The following is a 15,333-nucleotide window of genomic DNA, read 5'->3' on the forward strand; positions in this document are numbered from 1 at the left end:
GCTCGAAGTCCTCGGCGTGGTGCCCGCGCATCCACTTCCCGACGCGCGGAGCGAGGCGGGCGAAGGCGTCGCGATACCGGCTGATCTCGGCACCGACGGCGAGGGGTTGCGGCCGTGTGGCGAGCAGGCGACGCGACGCGCGGTCGAGCACGCGGCGGGATTCGAGCAGCAGATCGTCCTCGATGTCGACGGGCAGCCCGGCGGCGCGGATCTCGTCCCACAGCCCCGGCAACCCGAAGACGGTGGTGACGGCGGCGTAAGCGCGGATGGCGTCGGTCGCCGTCGCCCCGGCCTCCTCGGCGAGTCGGTAGACGTAGGTGGGGCCACCGTTGTCGACGGTGGTGTTCGCCAGCAGCGTCGCGACGATCTGCCGACGCAGCGGATGCGCCCTGATCCCGGTGCGGAACCGCTCACGCAGAGCCTGCGGGAAGTAGTCGTGCAGGATCGCCGCGAAGGTCTCGCTGTCGGGCAGATCCGTGGCGAGCAGGTCGTCGACCAGGGCGAGTTTGACATGAGCGAGGAGCTGCGACAGCTCCGGCGAGGTCAATCCCTCCCCTGCGGCTGCGCGGCGGTCGAACTCGGCCTCGTCGGGCAGCGCCTCGAGGTCGCGGTCGAGTCCCCGATCCAGTTCGAGGGCCGCGAGCAACCGGCGATGCACCCCCAGCAGGGACGGTGCGGCGGCCCGCTCCAGTCCGAGCACGGCGTTCTGCGAGATGTTGTCGGCGAGAACGAGATCGGCGACGTCGTCGGTCATCGACGCGAGCAGCGGATTACGGTCCTCCGCCGCGAGCTCACCGGTGGTGACCATGCCGTCGAGCAGGATCTTGATGTTGACCTCGTGGTCGGAGCTGTCGACACCGGCCGAGTTGTCGATCGCATCGGTGTTGATCTTGCCGCCGGTGCGGGCGAACTCGATTCGGCCGCGTTGTGTGACACCGAGATTGCCCCCTTCGCCCACGGCCCGGGCGCGCAGGTCGCGGCCGTCGACACGCACGCCGTCGTTGCTCTTGTCTCCCACCTCCGCGTGGGTTTCCGTCGACGCCTTCACATAGGTGCCGACGCCGCCGTTCCACAGGAGGTCGACCGGCGCGCGCAGGATCGCGCGGATCAGTTCGGGCGGTGGGAGTTCGGTCATGTCGTCGGGAAGGTCGAGTACCGCGCGCGCCTCGGGGCCGACGGGCACGGACTTGGCCGCCCGCTCCCACACCCCGCCTCCTGCCGAGATGAGCTCTTCCGAGTAGTCCCTCCACGACGACCGGGGCAGTGCGAACAGCCGGCGACGCTCGTCGAACGACCGCTGCGGGTCGGGATCGGGGTCGAGGAAGATGTGACGGTGGTCGAACGCCGCGACGAGCCTGATGTGCCGGCTGAGCAGCATGCCGTTACCGAAGACGTCGCCGCTCATGTCACCGATGCCGACCACGGTGACATCGTCGGTCTGCGGGTCGGATCCGAGTTCGCGGAAGTGGCGCCGGACGCTCTCCCACGCACCGCGTGCGGTGATGCCCATCTCCTTGTGGTCGTAACCGGCGGAACCACCGGAGGCGAAGGCGTCGCCGAGCCAGTAACCGTATTCCGCCGCAACGGAATTGGCGATGTCGGAGAACGATGCCGTGCCCTTGTCCGCGGCCACCACGAGATACGGGTCGTCCTCGTCGTGGCGCACGACCCGCGGCGGCGGCACCGCTTCGTTGCGGGCCGCGTCGAGGTTGTCGGTGATGTCGAGCAGACCGGCGATGAAGCACCGATAGCACCGTTCGCCGCGCTCCCGGACCGCGCGACGGTCGGCCTCGGCGTCGCCGGTCGGACGCGGAGCGTGCTTGACGACGAACCCGCCCTTCGCTCCCACCGGCACGATCACCGCGTTCTTCACGGCCTGCGCCTTGACCAGACCGAGCACCTCGGTGCGGAAGTCCTCCCGGCGGTCGGACCAGCGCAGACCACCACGGGCGACGGGACCGAACCGCATATGGACACCCTCGACGTCCGGAGCGTAGACGAACACCTCGAAAGCCGGTCGTGGTTGGGGTAGTTCGGCGATGCGCTGCGGATCGAACTTGAGCGACAACGCGCGGCCGTCCGGGTGTTCGTTCCCGATTCCGCCGGCCACGTAGAAGTTGGTGCGGCGCGTGGCACGGATCAGGGAGAACAATCCCCGCAGGATCCGGTCGGTGGCCAGCGCGGTGACCTCGGCGATCGTCGCGGTGAGTTCGTCGACGATCTCACGTTCGCGTTCGGCCGATGCGCTGTCCGGATCGAAGCGGGCCCCGAACAATCCGGCGAGCAGGCTCGCGGTGTGGGGGGCACCGAGCAGGACGCCTTCGATGTTGTACTGGCTGTACGGGAATTCGGTCTGGCGCAGGTATTTCGCGTACGCCCGCAGCAGCACGACCTGTTTCCAGGTGAGCCCGGCGCGCAGCACGAGCTGGTTGAAACGGTCGGTCTCGACCGCACCCCGCCATGCCACGGTGAAGGTCTCGGTCAGGCGCCCCGCCAGAGTCGGGTCGGCCTCGACGACCTCGGGCTCGATGTCCTCGGGCAGGCAGAGTCCGAAATCGTAGATCCAGCAGTCGATCCCGTCCGAGCGTGGCAAACGGTACGGCCGCTCGTCGACGACCTCGACGCCGAGGCTCTGCAACACCGGCAGGATCCGGCCGAGGGTGACGGTCTCATCCGCCACATACAGGGTGAAGCGCAACGACAGCGGATCGCCGGATCCGGGCCGGTACAGATGCGTGTCGAGATCACCGGAGTCGAGCGCCTCGAGACGCATCAGATCGAACAGAGCGCGTTCGGAGTCGAAGTCCTCCTTGTACGCCTCGGGCACGACCTCGGCATACCGCTGCACCAGCAGCGGATCGAGATCACCCGTGACGGCGGCTGCTTCCCCGAGACGGTCGGCCCAGTTGCGGGTCACCTCCGCGAGCATCGCCTGGATACGCAGACGGTTGTCCTCCGAAGTGTCCACCTGGCGTCGCGCGCGCCCGGAGAACCGGATCGTCACGTGCAGCAACGCCAGGTCACGTTCGGAGACACGGGCGGTGTAGTCGAGCACGCCACCACCGAACTCGCGCAGCAGGATGTCCTGGATCGCGACGCGCACCTTCGTCGTGTAGCGGTCGCGCGGCAGATAGACCAGGCACGAGATGTACCGTCCGTAAGTGTCGACGCGGACGAACAACCGCACCTGCCGGCGGATGTCGACCACAGCGCTGACGGTCTCGTAGAGGGTGTCGGTATCCATGGAGAACAGTTCCGCGCGCGGCACGGTCTGCATGATCTCGAGCATCGCCTGACCGCTGTAGGACGACAGATCGACCCGCGCCCGCGCGACGACCTCACGCACCCGGCGTGACACGACGGGGATGTCGAGGATGTTCTCGTGCAGGGCCGTCACCGTGAGGACGCCGAGGAAACGATCCTCCCCGACCAGCGCGCCGTCGGCGTCGAGCCGGGCGACGCCGACGAAGTACGGATAGACGGAGCGGTGCACGGTGGCGGGAAGGGCTCCCTGGGTGAGGACGAGCAGCGGGCGCCGGCCCGTGCCGACCTCACCGGGCAGGTCGAGCGGGTCCCCCACCGCCGCATCGGTGCGCAGCACTCCCCTACCGCTGCCGGACACGGGGGTGGCGCGGACGTTCCCCCCGCCGCCGTCGGGGATGAAGTCGTAGCGCCGGTAGCCGAGGAGGATGAAATTTCCGCCGCTCAACCATCGCAGCAGTGCGGCGGTCTCGGCGAGTTCGTCGGCCGTGTACTGCGTGGGCGGATGGGCGGCCAGGGCGTCGAACGCGTCCGCGATGTCGCGCTGCAGGGCGTGCATCGCGTCCGAGTCCGAGGCCACCTGGCGTACGTCGGACAGCACACGCCGCAGTCCGTGCTCGATCTCGTCGACCGCCTCGTCGTCGACGGGGCCGCGCAGCTGGATGTGCATCCACGATTCGGGGGTTCCGCCGGAGGCACCGCCCCCTTCGTCGGCCAGGCGCTCGAGGTCACCCTCCGCGTTTCGTCGCGCCGCCAGGACGGGGTGGATGACGGCCCCCACCGAGACACCGAGCCGCGAGAGCAGCGCCAGCACCGACTCGACGAGCAGCGGCATGTCGTCGGTGACGATCTGCACGGCGACACCGAGGGTGTCGGTGCGGCGCACGCCGACGACCGCAGTGTCCTCCTCGCGGTGACGACCGAGGTGTAGGTGCGCGAGCGCGGCTGCGCCGGGGTCGGTCGCGAACTCTCCGGAGCGCTCGTAGATCCGCTCGAGGACGACTTCGGGAGAGATGTCGCCACCCGTTGAACTTTTCTGCGCCACAGCCGGATCGGCCATCGACACCCCTCCTGCTCTGTCGGGCGGATACACCGCGCGCCGCGGACGGACTCGTGATCGAGCCTATCCGCGGCGCGCAGTCGGGGTGCCGGAACCGGCGGGTCGGACAGCAGCGGAAGGACCGCTGGGTCAGACGGTAGTGGCGATACGGTGCCGGTCGAGCACCGCCCGGACCTCGTCGCTCAGCGGCCGGGACGTGTCGGTCGCGGGATCGAAACCGACGAGCACGGTGTCGGCGACGGCGCACACCACGCCCTCCCTGTCGAGGATCGTCTGGCGCACCGTGAACGAACTGGTGCCGAGACGCAGCACCGCTGTCTCGACCTCGATCGGCGCCGACGAGTCCTTGAGCGGCCGCAGGAACTCGACGTCCATCTTCCGGACGACAACCGCGTCGCGCGACGGCAGCTCGCTCAGGAAGAACTTGATGCGTCCCTCCTGCAGGTACTCGACGACCTTGGCGTTGTTGACGTGCCCCAGCCGGTCGGAGTCGCCCCAGCGCACCTCGATCGGGCACCGGTAGGGCCGGTGACCGTTCGACTCAGTCACGCGTGAGCTTCCGGTGCGTGACACGGTGCGGACGTGCGGCGTCCGCACCGAGGCGCTCGACCTTGTTCGCCTCGTAGGCCTCGAAGTTGCCCTCGAACCAGAACCACTGGCCCTCGGCGACGTTGCCCTCCCACGCCAGGATGTGGGTACAGGTGCGGTCGAGGAACCAGCGGTCGTGGGAGATCACGACGGCGCAGCCCGGGAACTGCTGCAGCGCGTTCTCGAGCGACGACAGGGTCTCGACGTCGAGGTCGTTGGTCGGCTCGTCGAGGAGGATCAGGTTGCCGCCCTCCTTGAGCGTGAGCGCCAGGTTGAGGCGGTTGCGCTCACCACCGGAGAGCACACCGGCCGGCTTCTGCTGGTCGGGACCCTTGAAACCGAACGCGCTCACATAGGCGCGCGAGGGCATCTCGTTCTGCCCGACCTCGATGAAGTCGAGACCGTCGGAGACCACCTCGAAGACCGTCTTCTTCGGATCGATGTTCGCGCGGTTCTGGTCGACGTAGCTGAGCTTGACCGTGTCGCCCACCTTGACGGTGCCGCTGTCCGGCTCCTCGAGCCCGACGATCGTCTTGAACAGCGTGGTCTTACCGACACCGTTGGGGCCGATGACACCGACGATGCCGTTGCGCGGCAGCGTGAACGACAGGTCCTTGATCAGGACGCGGCCGTCGAAGCCCTTGTCGAGGTGCTCGACCTCGACGACGACGTTGCCCAGACGCGGCGGCGTCGGGATCTGGATCTCCTCGAAGTCGAGCTTGCGGTGCTTCTCGGCCTCCGCGGCCATCTCCTCGTAGCGGGCCAGACGCGCCTTGTTCTTCGTCTGCCGGGCCTTGGCACCGGAGCGGACCCACTCGAGCTCTTCGCGGAGCCGCTTCTGCAGCTTCTGATCCTTCTTGCCCTGCACCTCGAGGCGCTCGGCCTTCTTCTCCAGGTAGGTGGAGTAGTTGCCCTCGTAGGGATGCAGCTTGCCGCGGTCGACCTCGCAGATCCACTGCGCGACGTGATCGAGGAAGTACCGGTCGTGGGTGACGGCCAGCACGGCACCCGGGTAGGACGCGAGGAACTGCTCGAGCCACAGCACCGACTCGGCGTCGAGGTGGTTGGTGGGCTCGTCGAGGAGCAGCAGGTCGGGCTTGCTCAGCAGCAGCTTGCACAGCGCGACACGGCGACGCTCACCACCGGAGAGATGGGTGACGGGCTCGTCCGGCGGAGGGCAGCGCAGCGCATCCATGGCCTGCTCGAGCTGCGAGTCGAGATCCCATGCGTTGGCATGATCGAGCTCCTCCTGGAGCTTGCCCATCTCCTCCATCAGCTCGTCGGAGTAATCGGTGGCCATGAGCTCGGCGATCTCGTTGAAACGATCGAGCTTGACCTTGATCTCGCCGAGACCCTCCTCGACGTTCTCCTTGACCGTCTTCTCCTCGTTGAGGGGCGGCTCCTGCAGGAGGATGCCGACGGTGGCCTCCGGATCGAGGAAGGACTCACCGTTGCTGGGCTGATCGAGCCCGGCCATGATCTTGAGAATCGACGACTTGCCCGCGCCGTTGGGTCCGACGACGCCGATCTTCGCGCCGTGGTAGAAGCTCATGGTGACGTCATCGAGGATGACCTTGTCACCGTGCGCCTTGCGCACCTTCTTCATCGTGTAAATGAACTCCGCCATGACCACCAGCGTATCGGGCGACGGTCGATTACCCACATCGTGCGACCACGGGATGCCCGGGCCGCGCCGGCGTCAGCGCCGCAGCAGGTCGGCGACGAACCCGGTGGTGTCGGGCAGCGACGCGAACATCGTCTCGGAATGCCCTGTCGGATACGTCCGGAACTGCGCGTTCGCGCCTCCGGCCCACAGGTCCCCGATCAGTTCGAACGCGAGCGGCGCGGGCACCGTCGTATCGCGCAGACCCTGGGCGAGGAACAGTGGCCGGTCGTAACCACGGGTCGGCACCGCGACATAGTCGGTGAAGGCGGCGCGGAATCGGTCGTCGCTCAGCGGACGGGCGAGGACCTCACCGATGCCGACCTCGCCGTAGCGGTCCATCAGCTCGTCGTAACAGAGTCGCTCGGCGGCGTCGACCACTTCGCGACCGAGAGGAGTGAGGTATCCGTCGACGTCCAGGGCAGGATCGGCGTCGCGCAGGCCCGCGAAGATGTAGGCGGCGAACGCCGTGAGCCCGTCGAGACCGAGATCGGGGAAGCCCGGGAATCCGAGCGGGAACAGGTACTCGAGGTTGGACGGCGCGCCCGTCGTGAGCGTCCCTCGGAAGTCCAGTTCGGGTGCGCGGGTGGTCGCCGTGTGCGCGGTGTGCAGCCCCGCGTGCCCACCCTGCGACTGCCCGATCACGACCCAACGATCGGACAGCGCCGGCTCGACGGCGCGCCCCGCCCGCACGATGTCGATCACGCTGTTCGCGGCACTCTGCCCGTCCAGATAGCGGTGCAGTCCGTCCGAGCCCAGGCCCGGATAGTCGGCTGCCACCACGGCGTAGCCCTGCCCGAGCCAGTGATCGAGATAGGTGGTGTCGCGCGGGGTACGCGGCAACCGCGACGGCGCGCACGAATCGTCGAGACCGACCGTGCCGTGGGCCCATGCGACGACGGGCCACCCGCCCTCGGGCGGCGTGCCGGCAGGGACGAACAGTGCCCCGGTCGCCGTGGTCGGGGTGCCGTCGCGCCACTGCGTGGTGTAGGCGAGGACGCGAGCCGAGGACGCCCCGGGCAGGGACGATTCCGGCTCGAGCGGGGCGACCTCGAGAGCCTTTCCCGGCGCCGGGTTCGCGCCCACCGCGGGAGGTGACACGACGGTCGTCAGCAGTGCCAGAGCACCGGCGAGCAGCAGGGCGGGGACGCGCGTGGTACGGGTCACGTCGAGTGACGATACGGGCCGTCCGGCCGCGGTGTCCGCATTCGTCCGATTCGCCGCGGCGCGACAGGATGTGCGCGTCGGATCGGCGCGGCTAGCGGCCTTCGCGGTCGCGGCGCGCCAGCTCGGCGAACATCGCGTTGTGTGCCGCGAGGTCGGCGTCGTCGTCGCGCTCCGCAGCCCGGTCGACGCGCCGGGCCGTGCGCCGGTCGGTGCGCGACCACTGGACGAGCAGCGCGAGCATCACGAGTACGAGCGGAATCTCGCCGGCCGACCACGCGATGCTGCCGCCGACCTTCTGATCGGAGAACAGGTCGTAGTTCCACGGCAGGGCCAGGCCACGGTAGTAGCTCTCGGCCATCACCGCGCCCATGCTCATGAGCGTCACACCGAAGAAGGCGTGGAACGGGAGCGAGCCGAAGACCATGGCCAGCTTCGTCACGGGCTGCAGGTCGCGTGGCGACGGGTCGACGCCGATCACCACCCAGTAGAACAGGTAGCCGCTCAGCAGGAAGTGCAGGTTCATCAGGACGTGGGCGGTGTGACTGTCGATGAACGCGGTGAAGATCCCTCCGAGATACAACCCGTAGAAACCGCCGACGAACATCACGGACGCGACGATCGGGTGCGTGAAGAAGCGTGACAGCGGGCTGTGGAGGAACTCGAGGATCCATTCGCGCGGGCCGGGAGGGGCGTTGCGTCCGGCCGGCTTGAACGCACGCAGGGCGAGGGTCATCGCCCCGCCGAGCGCCAGAAGTACGGGAACGAGCATCGACAGGGCCATGTGCGCGCCCATGTGCACGCTGAACATCGCCGGGGAGTACATGCCGACGCCGGAACTGGTGGCGACGAACAGCACGAAGCAGCCCGAGAACCAGGCGATCGACCGGCCGAGCGGCCACGAGTCGCCACGCTTGCGCAGGGTCCACAGACCGACGGCGTAGGCGGCGGCGAGTACGAGTGCGGCAGTGCCGAAGATGAGGTCGAATCGCCATTGGCCGAAGAACAGGCTCACGAAGGACGGGGGTACGTCGAGCTGGTATCCGAGCTCGACCTCCTGGATCGTCGGCACCGAAGGCGGGGGCGGCGGAGGCGTGCGACCGAGTCCCACGGCCAGGCCGATCGTGGCGGCGAGGACGAACGCCTCGGCGACGGTGAACCGCACGAGAGCGGACCGGCTGGTGGGGTCGGCCTCGAGGGCCGGCAGCGCCCGGCGTCGCTGGGCCCAGCCGAAGATGCCGAGCAGGACCAGCGCGACGGTCTTCGCGAGCAGCAGCCTGCCGTAGGTGGTGGTCGTCAGGTCGTCGAACGACATGCGGACCGCAGCGTTGATCACGCCGCTGACAGCCATCACCACGAACGCGAGTCCGGCGACGAAGGAGAACCGCCGGGCGGCGACATCGGTGTGCTCCCCGCCCCGCATCGAATGGGCGAGCAGCGCGAACAACCCGCCGGCCCAGACGGACGCCGCGCCGAGGTGCAGCACGAGGCTGTTGGTCGCCATGTCGTGCGAACCACCCGACGAGGAGTGCCCGGTCAGGGCGATCGGCATGAGGGCGACGAACGACAGCAGCAACAGATACGGCGTCCACGACCAGCGCACCGCGAGCCGGGCCAGCAGCGCGGTGATCAGCGCGAGGACGGTCGTCCAGGCCCAGGCCAGCGCGACCTCCACCTGTCCGAGTGCCGAGAACAGGTTTTCCGGACGGATGGCCTCGCTCAGCGGACTGCCGGAAGTGTCGGACAGGGTCAGCGGCACCATCAGCGCGGCGGTGACCGCCCATACCGTTGCGGCGACACCTGCCGTCCGCACGGCGCGATAGCCGCCGACGTCGAGTACCCCGCTCCGCTGCGGGGGTACGAGGAAGGCGGCGAAGAACAGCGACCCGATCGTGATGACCGTCGCGATCTCGGAGATCGCGCGCACCGCGGGAAGCCCGTAGGTCGTGAGCGGACCGGGGTCGGGGATACCGAGCAACACCAGAGCCTGGGCAGCGGACAGTCCGACCGCGAACGCCGCGACGATCGCTGCGAGGAGGCCGAAGAGAATCAGCAGTGCCGGCGGGTTTCCCCTCATGGGGGCGGGCGCCGGAAGCTGCGCGGGAGACGCGAGCTCGGATGTTGCCATGGCTACCAGGGTAGGACGTCCACGCCATGACCTACGACACGCCGTCGGAGTCCCCCGTCCCCCGTACCGGTGGACGTGACGACGTCGACGGCGTGCTGCAGGGCCACGAGTGTGTCGGCCGCCACCATCGCGTCGCAGTGCGGAAGCGCGGCGGACATCGGCCCGGTCGAGGGCGTGAAGCCGGACTGCCCCGCCCGGGGGTTGAGCCACACCAACCGGTGCGCGCGACGCCGGATCCTGGCCAGGACGTGGGCGAGGTCGGTGGGATCGTCGCTGTCCCAACCGTCGGACGCGACGACGACGATCGCTCCGCGCATCAGGTGTCCGTGACGCGAGGCGACCACCTCGGCGAGGGAACCGGCTATGCGGGTGCCTCCGAACCGCGTCCGTACCCGCTCGTTGGCGACGTCGATCGCCTGGTCGACCGACCGGTGCCGGAGCACGGGTGTCAGACGCGCAGCTGTGGTGGAGAACACGAAGACCTCGGCCGTTCCGGTGTGCGCGAGCGCACGGACGAGATGTAGATACACCCCGATGTGGGGACGCATGGAACGGCTGACATCGCAGAACACGACGATCTGCCGCCGGCGTCGACCCGGTCGCGTGCGGATCAGGCGGAGCGGCTCGAACCCGGTGCCGCGGGAGGCGGCGATGCTCGCGCGGATGTCGACGCGTCCGGTACGGCCTTCGACCCGGCGGCGGGTGCGGCGGGTCGCCCAGCGCGCTCCGGCCGCTTCGATCCATGCCTCGAGGAGTGCGAGTTGCGCCGGGTCGAGGTCGTCGAACCGCTGATCGGCGATCTCGGCCAGTGCGCTCGCCACCTCGCGCCCCGGGCGACCGGGCGCCCGCTCCCCCTCTGCGGACTCGACGATCGTCCTGGTGACCCACGGTACGTCGTGTCCGGAAGGGGGAACCCCGCTGGGCCGGCGGGGTCCGTCCGGTGTCGACGCCCCCGGCGCGCCTTCGTCCTCGGGTCCCGTGCGACGGGCGTGCGGGTCGAGCGGAACTGGCGCCTCGCCGAACACCCGGTCGAAGACCGTATCGAAGGTGGACAGGCTCTCGTACCGGTCGACGAGGGTGAGCCGCGCAGTCCAGTACAACCGAGTCCGGGTGGTCGGCGGACACGCACGCAAGCCGCGCGTGAAGGTCGCCGCTCCGTCCGCCGGGACCACGATCCCGGCGGACCTGAGCCGGTCGACCAACGCGACTGTGAAGGCGGCGTGATCGACCCCGGGGAGCAGCCCGGCGCTCACGACACTTCGGTGGAGACGAAGCGGGTCAGCGCCTCCCCCAGCGCGTCGCCGTCGTCGGGAGTCTTCGCCAGTGCCGCGAGCGACATCGCCGCTTCGGGCCGGACGAGGTCGGTGACACCGAGCGCGGCGAGGGCCGATACCCAGTCGATGGTCTCCGCGATTCCGGGTGCCTTGTCGAGATCGAGCCGGCGGGCCACCGCGACGAAATCCGTGGCACGTTCGACGAGCGCGATGTTCGCCGATGGCACCGTGCGACGCAGGATCGCCACCGCCCGGGCGCGGTCGGGGTAGTCGATCCAGTGGTACAGGCAACGTCGCCGCAGTGCGTCGTGCAGGTCGCGGCTCCGATTCGAGGTCAGCACGACGACGGGCGGGCGGGTCGCGGTGAGGGTGCCGAGTTCGGGAACGGTGACGGCGAACTCCCCCAGGAATTCGAGCAACAACGCCTCGAATTCGTCGTCGGCACGGTCGATCTCGTCGACGAGCAGAACGGCGGGTGTGTCGCCGCGATGGCGGACGCAGCGCAGGATGGGGCGTTCGAGGAGGTATTCCTCGGAGTACAGGTCGGCTTCGGCGGGAACGTCGCCGCGCGCCTCGGCGAGCCGGATCGCGAGCAACTGGCGTTGGTAGTTCCAGTCGTAGAGGGCCTCGGCGACCGACAGTCCCTCGTAGCACTGCAACCGGATCAGCGGGCTGCCGAGGATCTGCGCGAGCACCTTGGCGGCAGTGGTCTTGCCGACCCCCGGCTCGCCCTCGAGCAACAGCGGTCGCCCCAATGCGACGGCGAGGTGGATAGCGGCGGCGGTGCCCTGATCGAGCAGGTGATCGTGGCTGTCGAACCTGGCCGTCACGTCGTCGATGCCGGTGAAGATGCCCGGAGAGGACGGGTCGGTCACGCGACGTCGTCCTTCTCGAAGCGGCTGCGGCAACCCGGGCAGCAGAACCACATCGTCCGGCCCGCAACGACGAGGTGCGGGGTGGACTCGGTGATCGTGACGGTCATCCCGCACACCGGGTCGACGGCCGTCTGCGGCTTCGACTCCGCCTCCCTCGGCACCTCGACGCGTCGACAACTCTCCTCGGAGGCGCGGGTGAGGCCGCCGCTGCGCGCGACTCGCACGATGTCGGCAACGATCGACAGTCCGATCTCCGAGGGGGTGCGGGCACCGATATCGAGCCCGACCGGGGTGTGCACGTGGGCACGCTCGTCGTCGGTCGGATCCACCTCGTCGAGCACCGCGGCGCCACGGGTGTGACTGGCGACCAGGCCGATATAGCGGCTTCCGGCGTCGAGTGCCGCGCGGATCACACTCCCCTCGTCACCTCCGTGACTCGCGACGATCACCACCGAAGCCTCGGCGGGCACGCTCGTCCCGCGGATCCGTTCCACCGAGTAGTCGACGCGCCGCGCGAAGTCGCTCACGGCGTCGGCCACGGGCGAGTCCCCGAAGACGGCCACCAGGAGGGCAGGCATCCGCGGTTCGAGAAATATCTCGGTGGCCCCACCGGACATGCACGGGTTGACCGCGATCGTCGCCCCCGGGGTGTCGGGGAACTCGGCGGCTCCGGCCGGCAGCACCCGTAGGAGCATGCTCTCCCCTCGCTCGAGCACCGTGCGGGACATTTCGCGCACCGAGTTCTCGGTGCACTGTCCGCCCACGAACCCCTCGATCGTGCCGTCGGCGTGGACGAGCGCCCGGTCGCCCGAGTGCGCGGACGTCGGCGGCTGTGCCCGTACGACGGTCGCTTCCACGAACGGGCGGCGTTCGCTGCGCAACTGTGCTGCCCGCACCGCAAGGTCCATGTCCTCGTACTCCGCTCGTTCCACTCGAATCCTTCTGTCGCGTCGCTCAGATCGGTGGGGTCGCGCGACCCTGCATGGCTTCCCATACCCGCGACGGTGTCAACGGCATGTCGGCGTGCCGGACGCCGAGGGGTTTCAACGCATCGACCACGGCGTTGACGATCGCGGGTGGGGAACCGACCGTGGCGGATTCGCCGATGCCCTTCGCGCCGATCGGGTGATGCGGTGACGGGGTGACGGTGAACGCCGTCTCGAGCGTGGGCACCTCGAGGGCGGTGGGGATCAGGTAGTCCATGAACGACCCGCCCAGGCACGTTCCGTTCTCGTCGAACGCGATCATCTCCATCAGGGCCATGCCGATCCCGTCGACGATGCCACCGTGCACCTGCCCCTCGATGATCATCGGGTTGATGCGGGTGCCGCAGTCGTCCACGGCCAGGAACCGGCGGATCTTCACCTCCGCGGTGCCGGGATCGACGTCGACGACACAGAAGTAGGCGCCGTAGGGATAGGTCAGGTTCTCGGGGTTGTAGCAGATCTGCGCCTCGAGACCGCCTTCGAGACCTTCGGGCAGATCGCCGGCGCCGTGGGCGCGCATCGCGATGTCCTGGATCGTGACCGACGCCGACGGGTCGCCCTTGACCCGGAAGGTGCCCTTCTCCCATTCGAGATCGGCGACGGAGACCTCGAGCATGCCCGATGCGATGATCTTCGCCTTGTCGCGCACCTTGCGGGCGACCAGCGCGGCGGCCGCGCCGGACACCGGTGTCGAGCGGCTTCCGTAGGTGCCGAGCCCGAAGGGGGTGTTGTCGGTGTCGCCGTGGACGACGTCGATGTCGTCGGGCGGGATGCCGATCTCCTCCGCGACGATCTGCGCGAAGGTCGTCTCGTGTCCTTGCCCCTGGGACTGCACCGACAGCCTCACCACGGCCTTACCGGTGGGATGGACGCGCAGTTCGCAGCCGTCGGCCATGCCGAGACCGAGGATGTCCATGTCCTTGCGCGGCCCCGCGCCGACGGCCTCGGTGAAGAACGACATGCCGATGCCCATCAGTTCGCCCCGTGCGCGGCGTTCGGCCTGTTCGCGCCGCAGATCCTCGTATCCGACGAGGTTCATGGCCTTGCGCATGGTGGTCTCGTAGGTCGCCGGAGTCGTACTTCCAGCCGGTCTTGCTCGTGTACGGGAACTGTTCGGGGCGCAGAAGGTTCTTCAGTCGTAGTTCGGCCGGGTCCATGTCGAGGTCGTAGGCCAGACAATCGACGAGCCGTTCGACGAAGTACACGGCTTCGGTGATGCGGAACGAGCACGCGTAGGCGACGCCGCCGGGTGCCTTGTTGGTGTAGACCGCGGTCATGTGGGAGTACGCGGCCTCGATGTCGTAACTGCCGGTGAACACCCCGAAGAAGCCGGCCGGATATTTCACCGGGGCCGCGGTGGCGTTGAACGCGCCGTGGTCGGCGAGGACACGGGACCGGATGGCGAGGATGCGACCGTCCTTCGTCGCCGCGATCTCCCCGACCATGATGTAGTCGCGCGCGAAGCCGGTACTCATGAGGTTCTCGCTGCGGTCCTCCATCCACTTGACGGGCCGTCCGGTGACCAGCGACGCGACGATCGCCCCGACGTAACCGGGGTAGATGGGCACCTTGTTGCCGAATCCACCGCCGATGTCGGGCGAGATGACGCGGATCTTGTGTTCGGGCAGCCCCGCGACCAGCGCGTACAGCGTGCGATGGGCGTGCGGGGCCTGTGTGGTGGACCAGAGCGTCAGCTTTCCGGAGATCCGGTCGTAATCGGCGACCGCACCGCACGTTTCCATGGGCGCCGGGTGCACCCGCGGATAGACGATCTCCTGCCGGGTGACGACGTCGGCCTTCGCGAAGACCGCGTCGGTGGCCGCCGCATCGCCGGTTTCCCAGTCGAAGCAATGGTTGTCGGTCTTCCCCTCGAGATCGGTCCGGATCACCGGTGCCTCGGGCGACAGGGCCGTGCGCACATCGACGACGGGGTCGAGCATCTCGTAGTCGACGTCGATCAGTTCGAGGGCGTCGCGCGCCGAATAGTGGTCGTCGGCGACGACGAACGCGACCTCCTGGCCGTGGAAGCGCACCTTGTCGGTGGCGAGCACGGCCTGCACGTCGTTCGACAGTGTCGGCATCCACGCCAGGCCCTTCTCGGCCAGGTCGGCGCCCGTGATCACCGCCCGCACCTTCGAGTGTGCGAGGGCGGCGGACGTATCGATGCTGTTGATCCGGGCATGCGCGACCGGCGATCGGAGCACTGCGAGATGCAGCATTCCCGGCAGCCTGACGTCGTCGACGTAGGTGCCGCGGCCGCGCACGAAGCGCGGGTCCTCCTTGCGCAGCATGCGGCCGTGTCCACACGGCGTGCGATCGTTGTCCTGCTCCTCC

The 15,333-nt window shown here is 68.8% G+C and carries 8 protein-coding genes and 1 pseudogene; all 9 read right to left on the reverse strand.

The annotated features are described in order from the left end of the window. Positions 1-4,321 (reverse strand): NAD-glutamate dehydrogenase (locus tag R1101_RS25950; RefSeq protein ID WP_016932550.1); only part of this gene is annotated, 4,321 nt, incomplete at its 3' end. Between the two features lie 129 nt (positions 4,322-4,450). Then, a complete protein-coding gene (locus R1101_RS0105945) occupies positions 4,451-4,870 on the reverse strand; it encodes an acyl-CoA thioesterase (protein ID WP_016932551.1) in 420 nt (139 codons plus the stop codon). After that, the gene (ettA, locus tag R1101_RS0105950) at positions 4,863-6,536 is read right to left on the reverse strand and encodes an energy-dependent translational throttle protein EttA (RefSeq protein WP_026002935.1); all 1,674 of its coding nucleotides are present in this window, start codon (positions 6,534-6,536) and stop codon (positions 4,863-4,865) included. Before ettA ends, R1101_RS0105945 begins: the two co-directional genes overlap by 8 nt. Positions 6,537-6,608: 72 nt before the next feature. After that, positions 6,609-7,739, reverse strand: a complete 1,131-nt coding sequence (locus R1101_RS0105955) for a lipase family protein (protein WP_016932553.1) — start codon at positions 7,737-7,739, stop codon at positions 6,609-6,611. A 91-nt stretch (positions 7,740-7,830) separates the two neighbouring features. Further along, on the reverse strand, positions 7,831-9,864 hold the full coding sequence (locus R1101_RS0105960) for a cytochrome c oxidase assembly protein (protein WP_026002936.1): 2,034 nt from the start codon (positions 9,862-9,864) through the stop codon (positions 7,831-7,833). 2 nt (positions 9,865-9,866) lie between these two features. Beyond that, entirely contained in the window at positions 9,867-11,117 is a 1,251-nt protein-coding gene (locus tag R1101_RS0105965) for a vWA domain-containing protein (RefSeq protein ID WP_016932555.1), read from the reverse strand. After that, entirely contained in the window at positions 11,114-12,013 is a 900-nt protein-coding gene (locus R1101_RS0105970; RefSeq protein WP_016932556.1) for an AAA family ATPase, read from the reverse strand. The genes R1101_RS0105965 and R1101_RS0105970 overlap by 4 nt, the downstream gene beginning before the upstream one ends. Next, complete coding sequence (locus tag R1101_RS0105975) at positions 12,010-12,921, reverse strand: XdhC family protein (protein WP_026002937.1); 912 nt, start codon at positions 12,919-12,921, stop codon at positions 12,010-12,012. The genes R1101_RS0105970 and R1101_RS0105975 overlap by 4 nt, the downstream gene beginning before the upstream one ends. Before the next feature lie 46 nt (positions 12,922-12,967). Then, a pseudogene (locus R1101_RS31370) lies at positions 12,968-15,333 on the reverse strand (aerobic carbon-monoxide dehydrogenase large subunit); the annotation flags it as partial.

It is taken from the genome of Rhodococcus sp. R1101 (assembly GCF_000278445.1).
Taxonomy (GTDB): Bacteria; Actinomycetota; Actinomycetes; order Mycobacteriales; family Mycobacteriaceae; genus Rhodococcus; species Rhodococcus gordoniae.